We start from the raw sequence: 22,199 nt of genomic DNA, 5'->3' as shown, positions 1-22,199 counted from the left end.
TCGCTGCCCGGAAGGACGTTGCGGTGCCCTCTACCCACCAGACCGACGTGCTCATCGTCGGAGCCGGTCCCGCCGGTCTTTTCGGCGCGTACTACGCGGGCTTCCGCGGGATGTCGGTGACCCTCGTCGACTCCCTCCCCGAGATCGGCGGTCAGGTCTCGGCTCTCTACCCCGAGAAGGCGATCCTCGACGTGGCGGGCTTCCCGACCATCAAGGGGCGCGAGCTCGTCAACGCGCTGGTCGAGCAGGCGTCCAGCGCCAAGCCGACCTACCTCCTCAACGTCACCGCGAACGCGCTCACCGTCCACGACGACCACGTCGTGATGGGGTTGGACGACGGCTCCGAGGTGCAGGCCAAGGTTGTCGTGGTCACTGCGGGCATCGGCAAGTTCACGCCGCGCCCGCTCCCGGCCGGCGACGGCTGGGAGGGCCGCGGTCTGGTCTTCTTCGTCCCGTCCTTCGAGGAGTACGTCGGCAAGGACGTCGTGATCGTCGGCGGCGGTGACAGTGCGTTCGACTGGGCGGACCAGCTCGAGGGCATCGCGAACTCGATCGTCCTGGTGCACCGTCGCGACCAGTTCCGCGCCCACCAGGCGACCATCGACAAGGTGCTCGCCGGACCGGCCGAGGTGATCACCAAGGCTCAGGTCACCGCCCTGTCGGGCGAGGGGCACGTCGAGCAGGTGGAGATCACCCTGGAGGACGGCGAGGTGGTCACGCGTCCGGCTCAGGCCGTGGTCGCCGCGCTCGGGTTCGTCGCCGACCTCACCGCGATGAAGGAGTGGGGTCTGGAGTTCGACAAGCGGCACATCGTCGTCGATTCGGCCACCCGCACCAACCTGCCCCGTGTCTTCGCCGCCGGTGACATCACCGAGTACGAGGGCAAGGTCCGCCTCATCGCCGTCGGGTTCGGCGAGGTCGCGACCGCGATCAACAACGCGGCGCCGTTGATCTTCCCCGATCAGGGCGTCTTCCCGGGGCACTCGAGCGAAGGCTCCTGACCCTCCCTCACGACTTTTCCAGACCAGAACGCACACCCGGAGGAACCACCATGAAGATCAAGGTCGACTTTGACCTCTGCGAGTCCAACGCCCTGTGCGAGGCCCTCGCGCCGCAGAACTTCGAGATCGACGACGACGACTTCCTGCAGATCACCGAGGAGAACGTCACCGACGAGAACCGCGACGCCGTGGCCCAGGCGATCGCGGCGTGCCCGAAGTCCGCGATCAGCCTCGTCGAGGGCTGACCGGCCCCAGCAGCTCCCGCTCCCTCCGCACCTGACCAGAAAGCAGTACTCGCATGCCTGAAACCACTGACCCGCTGAGCCTGGACGGCCGCGTGGCCATCGTCACCGGCGCCGGAGCCGGTCTCGGACGCGCCGAAGCCGTCGCCCTGGCCAAGGCCGGCGCCGCGGTCGTCATCAACGACCTGCCGGGCGCGGGCGACGAGGCGGCCGAGGAGATCCGCGCACTCGGCGGTACGGCGACCGTGGTCGCCGGCGACGTGGGGGAGCGAGCCACCGCGGACGCGATGATCGAGGCGGCCGTGAAGCTCGGCGGCGTCGACGTGGTGGTCAACAACGCCGGTGTCACCCGCGACAAGATGATCTTCAACATGACCGACGAGGAGTTCGATCTCGTCACGAAGATCCACCTGCGCGGCCACTTCCTGCTCTCCCGCAACGCTGCGGCGTACTGGCGCGCGAAGCACAAGGAGTCCGGTGAGCAGGTCTACGGCAGCATCATCAACACCGCGTCCGAGGCCTCGCTGAGCGGTTCGCCGGGTCAACCGAACTACGCCGCCGCCAAGGCCGGCATCACGGCGCTCACGCTCTCCAGCGCGCGCAGCCTGGGTCGGATGGGCATCCGTGCGAACGCGATCGCCCCGCGGGCCCGGACCGCGATGACCGCGGCCGTTTTCGGCGAGGACACCTCGGGCAAGACCGTCGACCCGTACTCGGCCGAGCACGTCGCCCCCCTGGTGGCCTACCTGGCCTCCCCGGCGGCGGCAAACATCACCGGTCAGCTCTTCGTCGTGTACGGCGGCATGGTCGCCCTGATCGGCGCCCCGGTCGTGGAGCAGCGGTTCGACACCACCGGCGACGCCTTCGACCTCGCGGAGCTCGACAAGTCGCTCGGCGGCTACTTCGAGGGCCGTGATCCCAGCGTGGGCTTCGCCGCCGACTCCGTCATGCAGCTGAAGGTCTGAGGACACCCGATGAGCAACCGACTGCACGGCAAGGTCGCGATCGTCACCGGCGGCGCGATGGGCCAGGGTGCTGCGATCGCCCGCGACTTCGTCGCCGAGGGTGCCAAGGTCGCGATCGCCGACGTGGCCGACGAGCAGGGCCAGGCCCTGGCCGACGAGCTCGGCGAGAGCGCCTACTTCCGGCACCACGACGTCAGCGACGAGGCCTCCTGGACCGCGCTGGTCGAGGACGTGAACGAGCGCTTCGGTCCGGTCAACGTCCTGGCCAACAACGCCGGCATCCTCCGTTTCGGCGACATCGAGCGGATGACCGTCGAGGAGTTCATGCTGGTCTTCAACGTCAACCAGCTCGGCACGTTCCTGGGCATGAAGGCTGTCGCCCGCACGATGCGCAAGAACGGCGGCGGTTCGATCATCAACTCCTCCTCGACCGAGGGTCTCGGCGGGATGGCGTCCCTGGCGGCGTACGGCGGCACCAAGTTCGCGGTGCGCGGCATGACCAAGGCCGCGGCGATGGAGCTCGGGCCCAAGGGCATCCGGGTGAACTCGATCCACCCCGGCATGATCGACACCCCGATGACCCGCCCGCACGGCGGCGACGCGGCGATGGAGTTCGGTGCCTCCCGCGTGCCCCTGCGCCGCGTCGGTCACCCGGCCGACGTCTCGCCGCTCTACGTGTTCCTGGCCAGCGACGAGTCCAGCTACATCAACGGTGCCGAGATCGCGATCGACGGCGGCGTGACCGCCACCCACGCCTTCGGCGCCTGACGCTGACCTGGCACCGATGTGCCGCTGAATCACGCTGACCCGGCAGCGATGTGCACAGGGTGCTGCACATTCCTGCCAGGTCAGCGGTGCTGAGGTGCGTATCGCTGCCAGGTCAGCGCAGGACGAGGCGGACGGCCGTCTCGATGTGCTCGGCGGTCTCCTCGGCGGTGGCGCGGCCGGTGACCCAGCTGACCAGGGCGGAGAGCCAGACGTCGGAGATCACGCGGGCGATGGCGACGTCCTGGTCCGAGGGCTGCTCGCCCTCGACGTAGGCCTCGCCCTTGATCGCCCGGTTGAGCATCGAGGTCATCTGCATGCCGACCACGTGGATCTCGGTGGCCACGGAGGCGTCGGCGAACATGAAGGCCCGGGTCAGCGCCTCGGTGAGGTTCGCGTCGCCCTGCATGCCGCGGGTGGCTCGTCGCAGCACGTAGATGACGCGCTCGGCCTCGGAGTCGCCGGGGACCGGCTTGCGGCCGACCATGCTCGAGGTGTCGTCGAACTGGCGCGCGAGCGCGGAGACCAGCAGGTGGATCTTGCTGGGGAAGTAGCGGTACAGCGTGCCCAGGGCCACGTCGGCCTGCTCGGCGACCGCGCGCATCTGGACGGCGTCGAAGCCGCCCTTGGAGGCGAGCGCGATGGTGGCGTCCAGGATCCTGCGGCGGCGGTCGCGCTGCGCGGCGGACCCGAGGTCGTCGGCCGTCAGCGAATTCGTCGTCAAGATCTGCAGCCTTCCGGGGCGTTGGGAGAAGCTTGGTCGATCCTGCACAATTGCCTGATTGACCTTGATTCCAAGGCTAGCAGCGGGATCAGTCATAATAGAAACACGTTGCAGTTCCGAAACAGCGAAGAAACAACCGGGGTCGACCCGGGAAATTTGGGAAGGGCGGGCCTTTGCGCATCGCACTCGTGTCCTACCGCAGCAAACCGCACTGCGGAGGACAGGGCGTCTACGTCCGTCACCTCAGCCGTGAGCTCACGGCGCTGGGTCACAGCGTCGAGGTCTTCTCCGGCCAGCCGTACCCCGAGCTCGACGAGGGGGTCGGCCTCACCAAGCTGCCCAGCCTCGACCTGTACCGCGACCCCGACCCGTTCCGGATGGTCTGGCCCTGGGAGTTCCGCGACCTGATCGACGCGCAGGAGTTCGCGATCATGTGCACCGCCGGCTTCCCCGAGCCGCGCACCTTCGGCAAGCGGCTGCTGCGCGCGATGCGCGACCGCAAGGACGACTTCGACATCGTCCACGACAACCAGGTGCTGGCCCACGGCGTCATGGACATCGAGAAGGAGGTCGGCATCCCGGTCCTCACGACCGTGCACCACCCGATCACCTTCGACCGCCGCGTGGACATCGCTGCGGCTCCCTTGCGCAAGAAGCTCAGCCTGCGCCGCTGGTACGGGTTCCTGAAGATGCAGGGTGCCGTCGTACGCCGCGCCCGCTGGATCCTGCTGCCCTCGGAGTCCTCCAAGGTCGACGCGGCCAACGACTTCGGCGCCGACATCAACAAGATGCAGGTCATCCCGCTGGGCGTGGACGACTGCTTCGTGCCGCCGACCAAGCCGCGCGTCAAGGGCCGCCTGGTTGCGATGGCCAGCGCCGACGCCCCGATGAAGGGCATCGCCACCCTGCTGGAGGCGTTCGCCAAGCTGCGCACCGAGCGCGACCTCGAGCTGCTGCTGGTCACCAAGCCCACCCCGGGCGGACGGACCGAGAAGCTGATCGAGGAGCTGGGGATCGGTGAGCACATCAAGTTCGTCAACGGCATCAGCGACGCCGAGCTCGTCGAAGTGATGGGCTCCGCGGAGATCGCCGTCGTCCCGTCGCTCTACGAGGGGTTCTCGCTGCCGACCGCCGAGCTGATGGCCTGCGAGACGCCGCTGGTGGTGAGCCGGACCGGTGCCATCCCCGAGGTCGTCGGCCCCGACGGTCTGTGCGCCGAGCTGGTCGCCCCCGGGGACGTCGGCGAGCTGGCGAGCACGCTGGCCTCGCTGCTCGACGACCCCGAGCGCCGCGAGCGCCTCGGCAAGGCCGGCCGCGTCCGCGCCCAGGAGCTGTTCAGCTGGGCCGCTGTCGCCAGGGCGACCGCCGAGGCCTACGAGCGCGTGATCGCCGACTACGCGGTCAACCCGACCAGCACGCACCAGCGCGTCAAGCGCATCAAGAAGGGCAAGAACTGATGCTGACTGTTGACTTCGACCGCCTCGGACTCCGTCCGGGTGACCGCGTCATCGACATGGGCTGCGGCGCCGGGCGGCACGCGTTCGAGATGTACCGCCGTGGCGCCGACGTCGTCGCGTTCGACCAGGACGCCGACGAGCTGGCGAACGTGCTCGAGCTGTTCGGCGCCATGAAGGAGGCCGGCGAGGTCCCCGTGGGTGCCGCCGCCGACATCAAGGAGGGCACCGCGCTCGCGCTGCCGTTCGCGGACGGCGAGTTCGACCGGGTCGTCTGCTCGGAGGTCCTCGAGCACATCTGGGACGACGTCACCGCCATCTCCGAGCTGATCCGGGTGCTGCGCCCCGGCGGCACGATGGCGATCACGGTGCCGCGCTGGCTGCCCGAGGTCATCAACTGGCGACTGTCCCCGGACTACCACAACGCCGAGGGCGGCCACATCCGGATCTACACCGACCACGAGCTCATCGACAAGGTCACCAAGGGCGGTCGCCCGAACGACGGCACCCCGGGCGACGCGATGACCTACGAGGGCAAGGACCACGCCCACGGCCTGCACTCGCCGTACTGGTGGATCAAGTCCGCGGTCGGCGTCGAGAACAACGACCACCCGCTGGTGAAGGCGTACCACCAGGTCCTCGTCTGGGACATCATGAAGACGCCGCGGTACTCGACCGTCACCCGCCTCGCGGAGAAGGCCCTCAACCCGCTGATCGGCAAGAGCATGGTGCTGTACTTCCGGAAGCCGGAACTGACGGCTTGAGCGCGGTGAACCCTGGCGGACGCACCTGGCAGATCCCTGCCGTCGACGGCGTGCTCACCTCCGAGCAGGTCGCGCTGACGGCTGCCTCGATCGCCGCGATGCAGGAGCCCAGCGGCGCCGTCCCCTGGACCCCGGGGGAGAAGACCGACGTCTGGAACCACGTCGAGGGCGCGATGGCGATGCTCGTCGGGGGCGAGATCGAGGCCGCCGAGCGTGCCTACGACTGGTGCGTGCGGACGCAGCGCTCCGACGGGTCGTGGCCGATGGAGATCGTCGTCGGTGAGATCAAGGACGCCTCCGGCGAGACCAACATGTCGGCGTACCTCGCGGTGGGCGTCTGGCACCACTGGCTGCTGCGCCGAGATCGCTCGTTCGTGAACCGGATGTGGCCCGTGGTGAAGAAGGGCCTCGACTTCGTCGTCGGGCTGCAGCTCCCGTTCGGTGGCATCGCCTGGTCCCAGGAGTGGGCCGTCGGTGCCGATGGAAGCTGGGGCCCTGCGAAGGTCAACGAGCAGGCCCTGCTGGCCGGATCCTCGAGCATCTACCAGGCGCTGCGCGCGGGGGTCGCGCTGGCCGATCTGGTGGGAGACCCGCAGGTCGACTGGGAGCTCGCCGGCGGTCGGCTGGGGCACGCACTGCGCCGCCACCGCGACCTGTTCCTGGACAAGTCCGAGTTCTCGATGGACTGGTACTACCCGGTCCTGGGTGGTGCCGTCCGTGGCAACGCCGCCGTGGAGCTCCTGGAGCGCGAGTGGGACACGTTCGTCATCGACGGCAAGGGCATCAAGTGCGTCGTCCAGAACAACTGGGTGACCGGCGCCGAGACCTGCGAGCTGGTGATGTCGCTGGACGCGATCGGTGACCACGAGCGCGCGCTGGAGCAGTTCGCCGCGATGCAGCACCTGCGCGTGGAGGACGGACGCTACTGGACGGGCTGGGTCTTCCCCGAGGACGTGAACTGGCCGGACGAGAAGACCACGTACACCGCGGCGGCCGTGGTGCTCGCCGCCGACGAGCTCTCCCGCACGACCCCCGGGTCGGGGATCATGCGCGGCGACACCCTGGCGCCGCACTTCGAGGAGATCGCCCTGGAGTGCAGCTGCACGGGGACCTACGTCCCGGCTTGAACCGAACCCGCCGGTAGCCGGTCGGCACGGTCCTAGGCTCGTACTTCCTCGGGAGGGAGGACGAGCGTGGCGCACCCGGACACGTTCCACCGGCAGATCGTCGAGTCCAGCACGGACGGTCTGTGGCTGGTCGACACCCACGGACGGACGCTCTTCGCGAACGCCCGGGTCGGCGAGCTGCTCGGTCTGACCGAGGCTGAGGTCCGCGCGGCCCGCGCCAGTGACGTCTTCGCCAGCCCGTGGTGGGCCACCGACGTCGGCGCCCTCGACGTGCAGCGGCTCTGTCGTCGGCCCGACGGGTCGCAGATCCCGCTGCTGGTCAGCGAGCGCCCGTTGCTGGACGACGAGGGCCGCGTGATCGGACGCCTGCACCAGATGGTCGACGACCGCCGCCGGTGGACGTTGCTCGACGAGTTCCGGCGGAGCCAGAGCCAGCTCGCCGAGGCCCAGACGATCGCCCGGCTCGGCAGCTGGGAGGTGCGCACGGAGCCGGCTGAGGTCAGCTGGTCCCAGACCATGTACGACGTCCTCGGCGTCGACCGCGCCACCTTCGCCGCCGGGTATGCCGGCTTCACCTCGATGATCGTTCCCGAGGACCGCGACGAGGCGGTGCGCAGCTGGTCACGGATCGAGCGCGACCCCGGCCAGCAGCGCCTCGACGTACGGATCCGGCGCACCGACGGCGAGGTCCGCTGGATGCGGGTCGTGGGCGAGGTGCTCGAGCGCGACGACGACGGGCGGCCGGTTCGTTTCGGTGGCACCGTCCAGGACGTGCACGAGCTCAAGCAGACCGAGCTGGACCTGCTGGACGCCGTCGAGGTGAACACCCTGATGCAGGTGCTCGCCACGGCCGCCAACGAGGCGACCACCTTCGGCGAGGCACTGCTGTCGTTGCGTGACCTGCTCCTGGCGCACCCGGACTGGCAGCGCGCGGTCGCGTTCGACGTCCGCGACGGGGCCCTGGAGTTCCTTCCGCTGGTGCCGGACGACCCGGTGCTGCCCTCCACGTACGAGCAGGCGGTGGCCGTGCGTGCGCTCGCGGTCGGCGCGACGGTCTTCGAGGAGGACTGGGAGCCGGCAGCCCCGATGATCGCCTTCCCGATCACCTACCAGGGCGAGACCGCCGCGGTGCTGGTGATCACCGCTCGGTCGCCGTTCGAGCGTCACGCGATGATGCAGTCACTGGTGGACCAGGTGGCCGGGCAGCTGGACCAGGTCCTCGCGCGTGACCGCACCGCGCTGGAGCTGGCCGCGGCCCGTGACGTCGCCATGGCAGCGTCCCAGGCCAAGTCCGACTTCCTGGCGATGATGAGCCACGAGATCCGCACGCCGCTCAACGGGGTCATCGGACTCAACGACCTGCTGCTGCACACCGAGCTGGACCCCCGCCAGCGCGAGCTCGCCGAGGCGATGCAGGGAGCGGGGCGAGCACTGATGGTGCTGATCAGCGACATCCTCGACCTGTCCAAGATCGAGTCCGGCAGCCTCGAGCTCGAGGACGTCGACTTCCAACCGGCGGTGGTCGTCGAGGGAGTGCGCGACCTGTTCGCCGCCGACGCGCTGAGTCGCGGGATCACCCTGGACGTGGTGATCGATGCCGGCGTTCCCCGGCACCTGCAGGGTGATCCGAGCCGGTTCTCCCAGATCCTCTCCAACCTGGTCTCGAACGCGGTCAAGTTCACCCACGAGGGCAGGGTCCGCATCACCGTGGCCGCCTCGGGCCGCGGCGAGGACGTCGAGCTCCAGGTCGAGGTCTGCGACACCGGGATCGGGATGGACGCCGGCCAGCAGGCCCGGGTGTTCCAGCCGTTCCGGCAGGCCGACGTCTCGACGAACCGCACCTTCGGCGGGACCGGCCTGGGACTGGCGATCGCGCAGCAGCTCGCCGAGGCCCTCGGCGGCCGCATCGGCGTCCGCTCGTCCCCGGGTGCCGGGAGCACCTTCTGGTTCACCAGCAGGTTCGGCGTACCGGCCGACCAGGCCGTCGTCGACGCCGAGGCGCCCGCTGAGCGCTCGCACGGCGGACACGTGCTCGTGGTCGAGGACAACGAGGTCAACCAGCTGGTCGCGGTCGGGATGCTCGAGGTCCTCGGCTACACCTCCGAGGTCGCCGACGACGGTGCCGCGGCGGCCGCCCGGGTGGCGACCGGCCGGTTCGACGCGGTGCTCATGGATCTCCAGATGCCCCGCCTCGACGGGTACGGCGCCACCCGGCTGATCCGGCAGGCCGAGCATGGCGGGGCGCAGGTCCCGATCATCGCGCTGACCGCGTCAGCCACGGCCGGAACACACCAGGCCTGTCAGGAGGCCGGGATGACCGGCTTCCTGACCAAGCCGGTGCGGCTGGACGACCTCGCGACGACCCTGCGCGAGCAGCTGGCAGGAGGTCGGGCTGCGCGTCCTGCGCCGGTCCAGGTCGTCCCCGCGCAGCTCGATCGGACGTCCGCGCGCCAGGTGCTGGACCCCGATCGTCTCGACGAGCTCGCCGAGATGGGCGTCGAGGCGCTGCCGCTGATCACCCGCGCCATCGACAACTTCCGTCGCGACGGGGTCGAGCACCTCGCCGGTCTGGAGGAGGCCTGGGAGCACCGGGACGCGCCGGTGCTGCGCACGGCGGCGCACAAGCTCAAGGGCAGCGCGGCGAACCTCGGCGTCAACCGGGTCGCGGCCGTCGCGCTGGCGATCGAGCTGCTCGCCGAGTCTGGAGACGTCGAGGGCATCGGTCTGAAGCTCATCGAGCTCGCCGCCGAGATGGATGACGCCGTCGTCGCGCTCGGTGCGTACCGGTTCCCGGGTGCGGCACGCTCGGCCTGACCGGCGGGGATCAGCGGCGCTGCAGCACGCGCATCGACCCGACCGTGCCGACGGGTTCGAAGTCGCCGCTGTCCACGGCCCGCTGCCAGACGTGGAACGGTGCCTGGCCGCCGTCCTCGGGGCGTTCGAAGACGTCGTGGATCACCAGCACGCCCCCGGGCTGGACCCAGCGGGCGAACCCGGTGTAGTCGGCCTGGGCCGGTTCCTCTGAGTGGCCGCCGTCGATGAACAGCAGCGCGACGGGGGTGCGCCAGTGCCGTGCGACGGTGGGGGAGTCACCGACGACGGCGACGACCCGGTGCTCCAGGCCCGCTCGATGGACGGTGCGCCGGAAGGTCGGAAGGGTGTCCATCAGGCCGATCTCGGGGTCGACCACCGTGGGGTCGTGGTGCTCCCAACCCGCCTGGTTCTCCTCGGAGCCACGGTGGTGGTCGAGGGTGAACACCGTGCTGTCGACCGCCTCGGCGGCGGCACCGAGGTAGATCGCGGACTTGCCGCAGTAGGTGCCGATCTCCAGGGCCGGCCCGTCGGCGAGGTGCGCGAGCGCGGTCGCGTACAAGAAGTCGCCCTCGTCGGTGGGCATGAAACCCTTGGCGGCCAGGGCGTGCTCGAGCAGGGCGGGATCCATCGCGGTAGTCACGTCGGGCACCCTACGTGTTCGGGCGGAGGCGGCCGGAGCGTGCTCCGGGTCGGCGTAGCGAGGAGCGTCGAGGAGCGTAGCGACGATCATCCGTGGCACAATGAGAACCTGTTCTAGTTCTCCAGGAGGGCCTCATGCCGATCGGCATCAGTGACGATCACAGCGAGCTCGCGACCACGGTCCGCAAGTGGGCCGAGAGCCAGGGCTCGATCGCCGCTGTCCGCGCTGCGGAGACCGACCCGTCGGCGCTGGAGCCCTGGGGTGCGCTCCCCGCGGAGATGGGCCTGACGTCGATCGCTCTGCCCGAGTCCGTCGGTGGGGGCGGGGGCTCGCTGCTCGACCAGGCCGTCGCCGTCGAGGCCGCGGGCTACGCGCTGGTGCCCGGCCCCTTCCTGACCACGGTCGTCGCCGGCCTGATGTACGACGACGCCGAGATCCGCGCGGGCATCGCCGAGGGGACGATCACCGTGGGTCTCGGGGTCTCGCCGCTCGGGATCATCGGCGCCGGTGCCAGCACGCACGTCTCGGTGCCGACCGCCGAGGGCCACGTGCTGGTGCCCGCTGACCGGGCCGAGATCCTCCCCGGCGAGTCGGTGGACCTGACCCGCAGAGTCGCCGAGGTCCGCGTCGGGGACGTCTCCGGTCTGCCGACTTACGCCGGTGCCGGCGCGCCCCTGGAGCTCGTCGTGCTCGCCGCCGCCGAGGCCTCCGGCATCGCGCGCTGGTGCCTCGACGTCGCCGTGGACTACGCGAAGGTCCGCGAGCAGTTCGGCAAGAAGATCGGTGCCTTCCAGGCGGTCAAGCACCTCTGCGCCGAGATGCTCGAGGTCAGCGAGAGCGTGACCGCCGCTGCCTGGGACGCTGCCGAGGCGTTCGAGGTCGGGGGCGAGCAGGCCCGGTTCGCGGCCGCGGTCGCCGCCACCACCTGCTTCGACGGCGCGGTCGAGGTCGCCAAGAACTGCATCCAGGTCCTCGGCGGCATCGGCTTCACCTTCGAGCACGACTCGCACCTCTACCTGCGCCGCGCGATCGCTCTGCGCGCCGCGCTGGGCGACACCGGTGCGTTCGCAGCCGAGCTGAGCGCTGTCGCCGCGTCCGGCGTACGGCGCTCGGGTGACATCGATTTCGGCGGTCTCGACGAGCAGTTCCGCGCCGACGCCGTCGCCGAGGCCCAGCGGATCGGCGGCCTCCCCGAGGCCGAGCAACGCCTGGCGCTCGCCGACTCCGGCTTCCTGACCCCGCACTGGCCGGCCCCGTTCGGCCTGGGTGCCGGCCCGGTCCAGCAGCTGGTCATCGACCAGGAGCTCGAGGCTGCCGGGGTGGAGCGCCCCGACCTGGTCATCGGTGCCTGGGCGGCACCGACGATCCTCGAGGGCGGCACCGACGAGCAGCGCGAGCGCTGGGTGCGCCCGACGCTCACCGGCGAGATCACCTGGTGCCAGCTGTTCAGCGAGCCCGGTGCCGGCTCCGACCTGGCCTCGTTGCGGATGAAGGCCGAACGCACCGACGGTGGCTGGTTGCTGACCGGCCAGAAGGTGTGGAACTCGATCGCCGAGCGCGCCGACTGGGGCGTCTGCCTGGCACGTACCGACGCCGAGGCGAAGCCGCACGCCGGCATCACCTACTTCGTCGTCGACATGAAGGCTGCGGGGATCGATGTACGACCGCTGCGGGAGCTCACCGGCGAGGCGCTGTTCAACGAGGTCTTCTTCGACAACGTCTTCGTCCCCGACGACTGCGTGATCGGTGAGATCAACGGCGGCTGGCGGCTCGCTGTCACGACGCTCGCCAACGAGCGGGTCGCGATGGCCGGCTCGAAGCTCGGCGAGAGCGTCGAGCTGTCGATCGACCTGCTCGACGAGGTGTCCGCGCCGAGCGCTCCGGAGAAGATCGGCCGGGCGATCGCTCTGGCCCAGGTCGTGAAGCTCCTCGCCATGCGCTCCACGCTCCGGTCGATCGCGGGGCAGGGCCCTGGTGCCGAGTCCAGCGTCGCCAAGCTCGTCGGGGTCCGGAACCGCCAGGACTCCGCCGAGCTCGCGATGGAGCTGCTCGGCCCGGAGATGTTCACGACGTCGGAGCGCGCGCTGGCCGCCAACGACCTGTTCCTGCGCAACCGGTGCCTCTCGATCGCGGGCGGGACGACGCAGATCCTGCGCAACGTCGCCGGCGAGCGGATCCTCGGTCTGCCGCGCGGCTAGGTTTCGACAGGCTCGGCCAACGGGGCCGCAGGCTGGACCGACGGGGCTGCAGGCTCAGCCGACAGGGACTGCCGGCTCCTCGCTGGTCGCCGTCCGACGGTTCGCGCGGTGCCACTCCAGCCAGCGCTCGACCGAGCGCAGCACGTGCTGGCTGCGGATCGACGAGAACACCTCGAAGGCGTGCTGGGTGCCCGGGAGCTCCAGGTAGGTGGTCACGCCGGTCGAGACCTCCTTGAGCTTCGCGACGAACGCGCGTGCTTGCTTGATCGAGACCAGGCCGTCGTTGACGCCGTGGATCACGAAGAAGTCGGGGGAGTCCGGGGTCACGTGCGTGATCGGCGAGGCCAGCTCGAACGGACCGTTGTCGTCAGCGGCGTTGAGCTTGAACACGCGTGGGCCGAGGAAGATGTCGCGCATCGCGATTGCCGCCTTGTCGCCGGTCACACCGCCGAGGTCGTAGACCCCGTAGAACGGCACGCACGCCGAGACGCGGGTGTCCGCGTCCTCGAAGCCCGGCTGGTACTCCTTGACGTCCGGCGTCAGCGCGGCGAGGGAGGAGAGGTGGCCGCCGGCGGAACCGCCGGTCAGCACGACGTACGACGGGTCGCCGCCGTACTGGGCGATGTTCTCCCGCACCCAGGCGATGGCCTTCTTCACGTCGATGATCTGGGCCGGGAACGGGTGCTTGGGCGCCAGGCGGTAGTTGATCGCCACCGACACCCAGCCGCGGGCCGCCATCCGGTTCATCAGCAGGATGCCCTGCTGGTCCTTCTCGCCGATGGTCCAGCCGCCCCCGTGGATCTGGATCAGCACCGGAGCGTCGGTGAGGTCGACGCCCTCGGGACGGTAGATGTCGAGCCGGGCCCGGCTGCCGCCGTCGCGGTAGTTGATGTCGCGGATGACCTCGACGCCCGGCTTCATCAGGGTGAACGGGCGGGCGACCTCGCGCAGCGGCACCTTCAGGTCGGCATCGGTGGGTCGGTTCGGGAGCGCGTCGAGGTAGTCGGCACCCAGCGAGTCGACGAGGGCCTTCTCGGCCAGGACGCCGGATCCCGTCGCCCCGCGGATCGAGTAGAGCAGCGCGCCGACCGAGGCGCCCGCGAGCAGCACACCGGTCCTGGTCGCCTTGCCGCGCGCGACGGCCTGCAGGGTGTCGAGAGCGGTCAGCGCGACGATCTGCGGAGCCAGCTCACTGGTCGGCCAGCCGACGGCGAACCCGAGCGGAGCCGCCTTGCCGGGCAGCGGCTTGGCCACGTTGGCAGCGAGCAGTGCGGTGATGACGCGTCGGCGCAGGTAACCCATGCGCAGAGCCTAGCGAGCGCCCGAGCTTGCTCGTGGCCGAGTCGGCGACAGCGGGCGGCTGAGCGCAGCGAAGCCTGTGCAGCGAGCGTACTGGCGGGATTGTCACGGTCCCGTGGGTGTCCGCACCCGCTGGTCTGGACGAGAACGAGAACGCGTTCCAGTGCCGAATATGATGCGCGCATGGACCGTCTCAGTGGCCTCGACGCCAGCTTCCTCTACCTGGAGAGCTCGGCTCAGCTGATGCACGTCTGCGGCATCATCCAGCTCGACCCCTCCACGATCCCGGGCGGCTACTCCTTCGAGGGCATCAAGGCCGACCTCGAGGCCCGGATCTCGACGATCCCCGACTTCCGGCGCAAGCTGAAGGAGGTCCCGCTCGAGATCGACCACCCGGTCTGGATCGACGACGAGGACTTCGACATCGACCGGCACGTGCACCGGCTCGCCGTGCCGTCGCCGGGTGGTCCGGCCGAGCTGGCCGAGCTGTGCGGCCACATGGCCGGCATCCCGCTGGACCGCTCCCGCCCGTTGTGGGAGATGTGGGTGATCGAGGGCCTCGACAACGGTCGGCTCGCGATCTTCACCAAGATGCACCACGCCACCGTCGACGGCATCTCCGGCTCCAACCTGGTCTCGTTCCTGTGCAGCCTGGAGCCGAACGCGCCGCTGCTCGACATCGCGCCGCTCGGTGAGCGCTACGGCTCGGCCCCGGGCGACTGGGAGCTGTTCGGGCGCGGCATGCTCAACAACCTCGGCAAGCCGCTGCACTTCGCCCGCCTGATGGTGCCGACCACGAAGACGATCAGCCGCACGATCGCCCGCGCCCGGCAGGGGACTGCGATGGCCGCGCCGCTGACCGCGCCGCGGACGTCGTTCAACGGCAACATCACCGGTCAGCGCTCGGTCGGGTACGCCGACATCTCGCTCGACAAGATCAAGGAGATCCGGCACGCCGTCGAGGGCGCCACCGTCAACGACGTCGTGCTCGCGATCAGCGGCGGTGCCCTGCGCCGCTACCTGGAGGAGCGCGGCGAGCTGCCGGAGTCCTCGCTGCTGGCCAGCGTCCCGGTCTCGGTGCACCACACCTCGACCAAGACCGGTGGCACCAACAAGGTCTCCTCGATGTTCACCAAGCTCGGCACCGATGTCGCTGACCCCGTGGCCCGGCTCAAGCAGCTCGCCGAGGCGAACGCGCACGCCAAGGACCACCACAAGGCGATCCCGGCCGACACCCTGCAGGACTGGGCCGAGTTCGCAGCCCCGCGCACCTTCGGACTCGCCGTCCGCGCGGTGGCCAAGCTGCGACTGGCGGAGAAGGGGCCGGTGATCCACAACCTGGTGATCTCTAACGTCCCCGGCCCGCCGGTCCCGCTGTACTTCATGGGCGCCAAGATCGTCGGCTTCTACCCGCTGGGCCCGATCTTCCACGGAGCCGGTCTCAACGTCACCGTGATGAGCAGCAACGGCCAGATGCACGTCGGACTGATCGCCTGCCGCGAGCAGATGCCGGAGATCGCGGACCTCGCGGCTCACTTCCCGGCCGAGCTGGACGACCTGTACGCCGCCGTCATCGGCTGAGGCGACTCAGCGCTTCTTCGCCACCACCATGAACGACTTCGAGATCGCCCACGCCGCGGGCACCTTCCGGATCACGGCCATCCCGACCCGGTAGTGCAGCGGCGTCCCGAGGTGGGTCGCCGTCGGGTCGGCAGGCAGCGTGAAGCGCCAGTCCCAGTCGTGCTTCGCCAGCGCGCGGCGCATCGTCGGGTAGGTGCGGGCGTAGGACGCGTCGGTGTAGTCCTCGCCCCGGCCGGACCACCGCAGGTACCGGTTCGCCGCCGGCAGCGGCAGCCAGGACAGGAACGGGAGGCCGTAGTGCACCTCGCGCGGCCAGAGCCGGTTGGGCATCAGCAGGTAGAGGACGCCTCCGGGCCGCAGCGCCCGGTGGATGCGTCGCAAGGCGTCGGCCTGGTTCGGCAGGTGCTCGTAGACGTTGTCCAGGACGATCAGGTCGTACTCCTCGACGGCGTCCAGGCCCTCGGTGCCGGCGTGCACGAACTGCAGGTTCGGGTGGTCCGCGAGCAGTGCGAGTGACTCGGAGTGCAGCTCGGCGGTCGGCTCCATCCCCACGGCGCTCCGGCACACCGAGGCGAGCTCGGCCGCGGTGAACCCGTAGCCGGACCCCAGGTCGAGCACGTCGAGCTGGTCGACCGGCTTCGGCAGGTCCTTGGCGCAGGTCAGCAGCGCCTGCTGCGCGAAGGCGGGCGCTGCGGCAGCGCTGAGACCGCGCATGTCCATGTGCTCGGCGTAACCGGGACGGTCGGGTGAAGTCACGGGACCATCCTGCCCGTTCCCGGCGCCGGGGAACCTCAGGCGCTCGCCCTCAGCCTGCTCGCGCGGCGTCCGGCGGTCGTGTCCACGGCCTCCAGGAACGCAGGTGTGAAGACCTTCGAGTCCAGCACGCAGCCGGCGTGGCCGCACTCGGCGACGTGCACCGTGGCGCCCGGGATGGTGGCCGCGATGGCGCGCTGCCGGTCGGGGGAGAGCACCTTGTCCTTGGTGGTCACCACCACGGCCGTCGGAATGTCGATCTGGTGCAGCCAGGGGGTCGAATGGTGCCGACCCAGCGAGGCGACGGCCTGGGCCACGGCCCACGACGACGTGCTGCGCCACTCGCCGAGCGCCCAGGTGTGGGTGTCGCTGGGTTCGAGAAGCGCATCGGTGGCGACCTTGGCGGCCGCGTTGAGCGTCTTGCTCCGGCTGAACGTGCTGAAGGCGCCCATGCCGAGCTCCATCGCCTGGTGGAAGACCCGTTCGGTCCCGGTCGTCCGGAAGTGGTCGGTGGTCGCGGCCAGCACGATCCCGCCGAAGCGCTGCGGGTGCTGCCGCCAGCACCGCTGCGCCACGATCGATCCCATCGAGTAGCCGGCGACGATCGGCTGCACCAGGTCCAGGAGGTTGGCGATCGCGGCGACGTCGTCGGCGCAGTCACGGATCGAGAAGTGCTCCGAGACGATCCCGCGCCCGTGCCAGCGCTGGTCGAAGATCACCACCCGGTACTTGGCGCTGAGCTTCTCGACCACGGGGAACCAGGTGAGCATGCCGGTGCAGCCGACGGCGTGCAGCAGGATCACCGCCGGAGCCTCGGGCGTCGGTCCGGGGATGTCGGTCAACCAGGTCCGGCCCCGTCCGGGCACGTCGAGCCACCGACCCTTGGGCACCACCACGTCCGGTACGTCGACGAGGTCGCGCAGCAGGTCGGGCAGCGACGGCAGCGCGGGCAGGGGCGGGAGCGACGGGAGCAGCAAGGGGGAACTCCTCGATTCGGGTGATGAGAAGAGTAGTGCTCGATCCGTGGTTGTCAGGCTAGAGTAGAACAGGTTCCAGTTTTAGTTCTTCGAAGTTTCTGTGAAGGGAGCGCTGCGGCGTGTCTGAGGTACGCGAAGAGATCCGCTCGGTCGTGGCAGACGTCCTCGACAAGGGCGGTGCGAGCTGGGAGGCGTGCGCCGAGGCGGGACTGCTCGGTCTGGCTGCTCCCGATGCCCACAGCGGCGAGGGACTCGGCCTCGGCGAGGTCGGCGTCCTCCTGCACGAGGTCGGTAAGCGCGCGCTCGACCTTCCCGTCTGGGAGACGCTCGTCTGCGGCTTGCTGACCCTGTCCGCCGCCGGCGCGGAGGACGTCCAGGCCCGGTTCGTCCCTGAGATCGTCGCCGGCAAGCTGCTCCTGGCCCCCGCGCTCAACGAGCCCGGCAACGCCCTGCCCGCCGCGCCGGCGACCACGCTGCGCGACGGCAAGGTCACCGGCCACAAGATCGACGTCGCGCGTCTGGAGGGCAGCGTGCTGCTGCTCGTCTCGACCGATTCCGGCGTGGCCCTGGTCGACCCGTCCGGCCCGGGCGTCACGGCGACACCCAACTACTCCTCGCGCACCGTCCCGGCTAACGAGGCCCGAGGCCTGGGCGAGACCGGATACACCTTCGACGGCGCCCCGGCCGTGGCCGTCCTGGAGGACAACGCTGCGGAGGTGCTCCGGGAGCACGCGGTCGCCGGCCTGCTGCTCCTCGGCGACGGGCTGATGGCCGGCGCCCTGGAGCTGACCGCCGGCTACATCAAGGAACGCGGTCAGTTCGGGCGCAAGCTGGCCGAGTTCCAGGCGGTCGCGGTGCAGATCGCCGACGTCTTCGTCGTGGCCCGGATGGCGGCACTGGCGGCCGAGTCCGCCGCCTGGCGGGTCAGCGAGGGCCTCCCGGCGGCTGACGACCTGGCCGTCGGAGCCGCGTGGTTCACCGACCGGGTGCCGGCCGCGCTGCAGACCTGTCACCACCTGCACGGCGGCATGGGCGTCGACGAGACCTACCCGCTGCACCACTTCTTCTCCCGCGCCAAGGACGTCGCGCGACTCCTCGGCGGACGGGCCGCCACGCTGGCCGCGGTGCCGGTCACCGAGACCGAGGGCAAGAACCTCGAGCTCACCGAGGCGCAGCGCGCGTTCAAGGACGAGGTCCGGAGCTACTTCTCCACGCTGGTCAGCGACGAGGACAAGCTCGACATGATGGAGAACCGTCATGGCGACGCCTACCACCGCAACATCAAGAAGATGGGTGACGACGGCTGGATGGGCGTCGGCTGGCCGGTCGAGTACGGCGGCAAGGGGCTCGGCGAGATCGAGCAGCAGATCTTCGCGAACGAGGCTGCCCGCGGTGACATCCACCTCCCGTCGGTCACCCTGCAGACGGTCGGTCCGACGCTCCAGTCGTTCGGCACCGACAAGCAGAAGGACATGTTCCTCAAGCCGATCCTCGCCGGCGACGTGCACTTCGCCATCGGGTACTCCGAGGCCGACGCCGGCACCGACCTGGCCTCGCTGCGCTGCGCGGCCAAGAAGGACGCGAACGGCGACTGGATCGTCAACGGCCAGAAGATGTGGACCACCGGCGGGCACGCTGCCGACTACATCTGGCTCGCGGTGCGCACGGACCCGGACGCCCCGAAGCACAAGGGCATCTCGGTCCTGATCGTGGACACGAAGGACCCGGGTTACTCCTGGACCCCGATCGTGACCTGCGACGGCTCGCACCACGTCAACGCGACGTACTACAACGACGTCCGCGTCCCGGCCGACATGCTCGTCGGCGTGGAGAACGAGGGCTGGCGCCTGATCACCACCCAGCTCAACCACGAGCGGATCATGCTCGGTCCCGCCGGTCGCCTCGAGGGTCTGCGCGACGAGGTGATCGCCTGGGCCCAGGACAAGACCGACGCGCACGGCACGCCGCTGCTCGAGGTCCCCGCGGTCCGCGACATCCTCGCCCGGGTCACGGTGTCGTTCCGGGTCAACGAGCTGCTCAACTGGCAGGTCGCCGGTGGTGGGGGGCACGACCCGAAGGCCGCCGTGGCCGACGCGTCGGCCTCGAAGGTGTTCGCCTCCGACGAGGTCCAGCGCCTCGGCCTCGACCTCGAGGAGATCGTCACGGCGTACGGCGACCCGGCCGACCCCGCGACGGCGACCCTGCTGCACTTCCTGGACTCGACCTCCAAGCGCAACCTGGTGCTCACCTTCGGTGGTGGCGTCAACGAGGTCCAGCGCGAGCTGATCGCGATGTTCGGCCTCGGCCTGCCGAAGGTGCCCCGATGAGCACCGACGAGCTCGACCTGGGCGGCGAGTGGGACCACGACCGGATCATGGCCGAGGTCGACAAGATGTTCGCGATGGGCGAGACCAGCCCGCGCGAGGCGCGCGACCCGATCAACCAGCCGATGATCAACAACTGGACCGAGGCGCTCGGCGAGACCGACCCCCGGTACGCCAACGAGGGAGGCGCCGGCATCGCGCCGCCCGCGATGGCGCAGGTCTGGACGATGTACGGCCTGGACCCGACCCGTCCCTCCGACGACCCGCTGCACGGCACCATGCAGATCTTCGACGCGGCCGGCTTCAAGTCCGTGCTCGGCACGAACTGCGACCAGACCTACCTGCGCGACGTCCGCGTCGGGGAGAAGGTCTCGATCACCACCAAGCTCGAGTCGGTCGTCGGCCCGAAGGTCACCGGCGTCGGCGAGGGCTACTTCGTCTCCACGCTGAACACCTGGTGGGTGGGCGAGGGTGACGAGCGCGAGGCGGTCGCGACGATGCTGTTCCGGGTGCTGAAGTTCAGGCCCGCGAAGCGAGCGCCCAAGGTCGACAAGTCCCGGACGATCCGCCCGCAGATGAACCAGGACACCGATTACTTCTGGGAGGGCACCCGCGTCGGGGAGCTCAGGATCCAGAAGTGCAACGCCTGCGGCGAGCTGCGGCACCCGCCCGGCCCGATGTGCCCGACCTGCCACGCCCACGACCGCGCGTACGTCGTGGCCAGCGGCAAGGGGACCGTCTTCTCCTACCTCGTGCACCACGCCCCGCAGCTGCCGGGCAAGGAGCTGCCGATCACGCTGGCGCTGATCGAGCTCGAGGAAGGGCTGCGGATGATCGGCGAGGTCCAGGGCCGTCGCGAGGAGGTCGCCATCGGCGCCCCGGTGCAGGTGGTGTTCGAGAAGATCGACGACGAGCTGACGCTCGCCCAGTGGGAGGTGGTGGGCTGATGGCCGCGACCGGTACGACGCTCCCGGCCTGGGAGCTGCCGCTGACCCCGACGCTGATCGTCTCCACCGCGATCGCGACCCGGGACTTCCAGGACGTCCACCACGACCGCGACCTCGCCCAGGGGCACGGCTCGAAGGACATCTTCATGAACATCCTGACGACCACCGGCTACGTCCAGAAGTACGTCGGCGACTGGGCTCGCGAGGCCGTCGGACCCAACTTCCGGATCACCTCGTGCGGGCTGCGGCTCGGCGCGCCGGCGTACCCGTACGACACGCTCGCGTTCAGCGGCACCGTCGTCGACAACGCCGACGACGCCCCGGCCGGCACGGTGACGATCGACGTCGTCGGCGTCGTCTCGCTCGGCAACCACGTCAACGCCAAGGTGACCCTCGTCGTCAACGAGCAGAGCGGAGCTGCGCAGTGACCCGCACCCTGAGCGGCAAGTCCGCCATCGCCGGCATCGGCGCGACCGAGTTCTCCAAGGAGTCCGGGCGCTCCGAGCTCCAGCTGTCCTGCGAGGCAGTCCTCGACGCGCTCGAGGACTGCGGCCTGCAGACCTCCGACGTCGACGGCCTGGTCACCTTCACCATGGACAACTCCTCGGAGATCGCGGTGGCCCGCGAGCTCGGCATGGGGGATCTGCGCTTCTTCAGCCGGATCAACTACGGCGGCGGCGCCGCCTGCGGCACGGTCCAGCAGGCCGCTCTCGCCGTCGCGACCGGTGTCGCCGACGTGGTCGTCTGCTACCGCGGCTTCAACGAGCGCTCGGGCATGCGGTTCGGTCAGGTCTCCAGCTGGGCGGCCACCCAGGTGAACTCCAACGGCCTCGACAACGCCTTCTCCTACCCCTACGGTCTGTCCACCCCGGCCGCGACGGTCGCGATGCAGGCGACCCGCTACATGCACGAGTACGGCGCCACGTCGGCCGACTTCGGTGCCGTAGCGGTCGCCGACCGCAGGCACGCCGCGAACAACCCGAAGGCGTTCTTCTACGGCAAGCCGATCACGATCGAGGAGCACCAGGCGTCGCGCTGGATCGCCGAGCCGCTGCACCTGCTCGACTGCTGCCAGGAGAGCGACGGCGCGGTGGCGATCGTGGTGACGACCCCGGAGCGGGCGGCCGACCTGAAGCAGAAGCCTGCGACCATCACGGCGGCGGCGCAGGGCAGCGCCCCGGACCAGTACGTGATGACCTCGTACTACCGCGACAACATCGGCGTGCCGGAGATGGGCGTGGTCGGCCGCGAGCTCTGGCGACAGGCGGGGATCACCCCGGCCGACGTGCAGACGGCCGTGCTGTACGACCACTTCACGCCGTACGTGCTGATGCAGCTGGAGGAGCTCGGCTTCTGCGGCCGGGGCGAGGCCAAGGACTTCGTCAAGGACGGCGCCATCGAGATCGGTGGGCGGCTGCCGCTCAACACGCACGGTGGTCAGCTCGGTGAGGCGTACATCCACGGCATGAACGGCATCGCCGAGGGTGTCCGGCAGATCCGGGGCACCTCGGTGAACCCGGTCCCGGACGTGCAGAACGTCGTCGTCACGGCCGGTACCGGGGTGCCGACGAGCGGTCTGATCCTGAGCGCCTAGAACGCTCAGGACCTCGGCCGTCCGGCCGAT

19 protein-coding genes are annotated in these 22,199 nt (G+C 70.0%); 14 read left to right on the top strand and 5 right to left on the bottom strand.

Going from position 1 to position 22,199, the window contains the following annotated elements:
• The first annotated feature begins 23 nt into the window (after positions 1–23).
• The 4 genes from ABIE44_RS00560 to ABIE44_RS00545 are packed head-to-tail and all read left to right on the top strand — an operon-like array spanning position 24 to position 2,976.
• Positions 24–1,001, top strand: a complete 978-nt coding sequence (locus ABIE44_RS00560; protein ID WP_209713635.1) for an NAD(P)/FAD-dependent oxidoreductase — start codon at positions 24–26, stop codon at positions 999–1,001.
• Between the two features lie 50 nt (positions 1,002–1,051).
• Positions 1,052–1,246, top strand: a complete 195-nt coding sequence (locus ABIE44_RS00555; protein ID WP_209713637.1) for a ferredoxin — start codon at positions 1,052–1,054, stop codon at positions 1,244–1,246.
• 53 nt (positions 1,247–1,299) lie between these two features.
• Positions 1,300–2,208, top strand: a complete 909-nt coding sequence (locus tag ABIE44_RS00550; protein WP_209713639.1) for a 3-oxoacyl-ACP reductase — start codon at positions 1,300–1,302, stop codon at positions 2,206–2,208.
• A gap of 9 nt (positions 2,209–2,217) precedes the next feature.
• Entirely contained in the window at positions 2,218–2,976 is a 759-nt protein-coding gene (locus ABIE44_RS00545; RefSeq protein WP_209713641.1) for a glucose 1-dehydrogenase, read from the top strand.
• A gap of 112 nt (positions 2,977–3,088) precedes the next feature.
• Here the strand turns inward: ABIE44_RS00545 and ABIE44_RS00540 are convergent, their stop codons facing one another.
• Positions 3,089–3,697 carry a TetR family transcriptional regulator gene (locus tag ABIE44_RS00540; protein WP_354437720.1) on the bottom strand — a complete coding sequence of 203 codons (609 nt, stop codon included), beginning with the start codon at positions 3,695–3,697 and terminating at the stop codon, positions 3,089–3,091.
• A gap of 173 nt (positions 3,698–3,870) precedes the next feature.
• Between ABIE44_RS00540 and ABIE44_RS00535 the strand changes: the two genes are divergently transcribed.
• The 4 genes from ABIE44_RS00535 (at position 3,871) to ABIE44_RS00520 (ending at position 9,856) form a co-directional block, all read left to right on the top strand.
• Complete coding sequence (locus ABIE44_RS00535) at positions 3,871–5,154, top strand: glycosyltransferase family 4 protein (RefSeq protein WP_209713645.1); 1,284 nt, start codon at positions 3,871–3,873, stop codon at positions 5,152–5,154.
• Entirely contained in the window at positions 5,154–5,915 is a 762-nt protein-coding gene (locus ABIE44_RS00530) for a class I SAM-dependent methyltransferase (protein WP_209713647.1), read from the top strand. Before ABIE44_RS00535 ends, ABIE44_RS00530 begins: the two co-directional genes overlap by 1 nt.
• Before the next feature lie 5 nt (positions 5,916–5,920).
• Positions 5,921–7,042, top strand: a complete 1,122-nt coding sequence (locus tag ABIE44_RS00525) for a prenyltransferase (protein ID WP_209713649.1) — start codon at positions 5,921–5,923, stop codon at positions 7,040–7,042.
• Between the two features lie 66 nt (positions 7,043–7,108).
• Positions 7,109–9,856 carry an ATP-binding protein gene (locus ABIE44_RS00520; RefSeq protein ID WP_209713651.1) on the top strand — a complete coding sequence of 916 codons (2,748 nt, stop codon included), beginning with the start codon at positions 7,109–7,111 and terminating at the stop codon, positions 9,854–9,856.
• A 10-nt stretch (positions 9,857–9,866) separates the two neighbouring features.
• Here the strand turns inward: ABIE44_RS00520 and ABIE44_RS00515 are convergent, their stop codons facing one another.
• Entirely contained in the window at positions 9,867–10,496 is a 630-nt protein-coding gene (locus tag ABIE44_RS00515) for a class I SAM-dependent methyltransferase (protein ID WP_354437719.1), read from the bottom strand.
• Between the two features lie 134 nt (positions 10,497–10,630).
• On the opposite strand from ABIE44_RS00515, the gene ABIE44_RS00510 reads away from it, so the two are divergent.
• Complete coding sequence (locus ABIE44_RS00510; RefSeq protein ID WP_209713654.1) at positions 10,631–12,694, top strand: acyl-CoA dehydrogenase family protein; 2,064 nt, start codon at positions 10,631–10,633, stop codon at positions 12,692–12,694.
• A 54-nt stretch (positions 12,695–12,748) separates the two neighbouring features.
• On the opposite strand, the gene ABIE44_RS00505 is transcribed toward ABIE44_RS00510, so the two are convergent.
• Positions 12,749–13,996, bottom strand: coding sequence for an alpha/beta hydrolase fold domain-containing protein (locus ABIE44_RS00505; protein WP_354437718.1), 1,248 nt, complete (start codon positions 13,994–13,996; stop codon positions 12,749–12,751).
• A gap of 180 nt (positions 13,997–14,176) precedes the next feature.
• On the opposite strand from ABIE44_RS00505, the gene ABIE44_RS00500 reads away from it, so the two are divergent.
• Entirely contained in the window at positions 14,177–15,574 is a 1,398-nt protein-coding gene (locus ABIE44_RS00500; RefSeq protein ID WP_209713656.1) for a WS/DGAT/MGAT family O-acyltransferase, read from the top strand.
• A gap of 6 nt (positions 15,575–15,580) precedes the next feature.
• Here ABIE44_RS00500 and ABIE44_RS00495 read toward each other — a convergent pair whose 3' ends face one another.
• The gene (locus ABIE44_RS00495; RefSeq protein ID WP_209713658.1) at positions 15,581–16,330 is read right to left on the bottom strand and encodes a class I SAM-dependent methyltransferase; all 750 of its coding nucleotides are present in this window, start codon (positions 16,328–16,330) and stop codon (positions 15,581–15,583) included.
• Between the two features lie 35 nt (positions 16,331–16,365).
• On the bottom strand, positions 16,366–17,304 hold the full coding sequence (locus ABIE44_RS00490; protein WP_354437717.1) for an alpha/beta fold hydrolase: 939 nt from the start codon (positions 17,302–17,304) through the stop codon (positions 16,366–16,368).
• A gap of 119 nt (positions 17,305–17,423) precedes the next feature.
• On the opposite strand from ABIE44_RS00490, the gene ABIE44_RS00485 reads away from it, so the two are divergent.
• The 4 genes from ABIE44_RS00485 to ABIE44_RS00470 are packed head-to-tail and all read left to right on the top strand — an operon-like array spanning position 17,424 to position 22,169.
• Positions 17,424–19,631: an acyl-CoA dehydrogenase family protein gene (locus tag ABIE44_RS00485; protein ID WP_209713660.1), complete on the top strand. Its 2,208-nt coding sequence runs from the start codon at positions 17,424–17,426 to the stop codon at positions 19,629–19,631.
• Complete coding sequence (locus tag ABIE44_RS00480) at positions 19,628–20,575, top strand: bifunctional MaoC family dehydratase N-terminal/OB-fold nucleic acid binding domain-containing protein (RefSeq protein WP_354437716.1); 948 nt, start codon at positions 19,628–19,630, stop codon at positions 20,573–20,575. The genes ABIE44_RS00485 and ABIE44_RS00480 overlap by 4 nt, the downstream gene beginning before the upstream one ends.
• Positions 20,575–21,003, top strand: a complete 429-nt coding sequence (locus ABIE44_RS00475; RefSeq protein WP_209713663.1) for a hotdog family protein — start codon at positions 20,575–20,577, stop codon at positions 21,001–21,003. Before ABIE44_RS00480 ends, ABIE44_RS00475 begins: the two co-directional genes overlap by 1 nt.
• A complete protein-coding gene (locus tag ABIE44_RS00470; protein ID WP_209713665.1) occupies positions 21,000–22,169 on the top strand; it encodes a lipid-transfer protein in 1,170 nt (389 codons plus the stop codon). The genes ABIE44_RS00475 and ABIE44_RS00470 overlap by 4 nt, the downstream gene beginning before the upstream one ends.
• Positions 22,170–22,199 lie beyond the last annotated feature (30 nt).

Source organism: Marmoricola sp. OAE513 (assembly GCF_040546585.1).
Classification (GTDB): Bacteria; Actinomycetota; Actinomycetes; order Propionibacteriales; family Nocardioidaceae; genus Marmoricola.
This window is presented reverse-complemented; position numbering and strand designations above follow the sequence as displayed.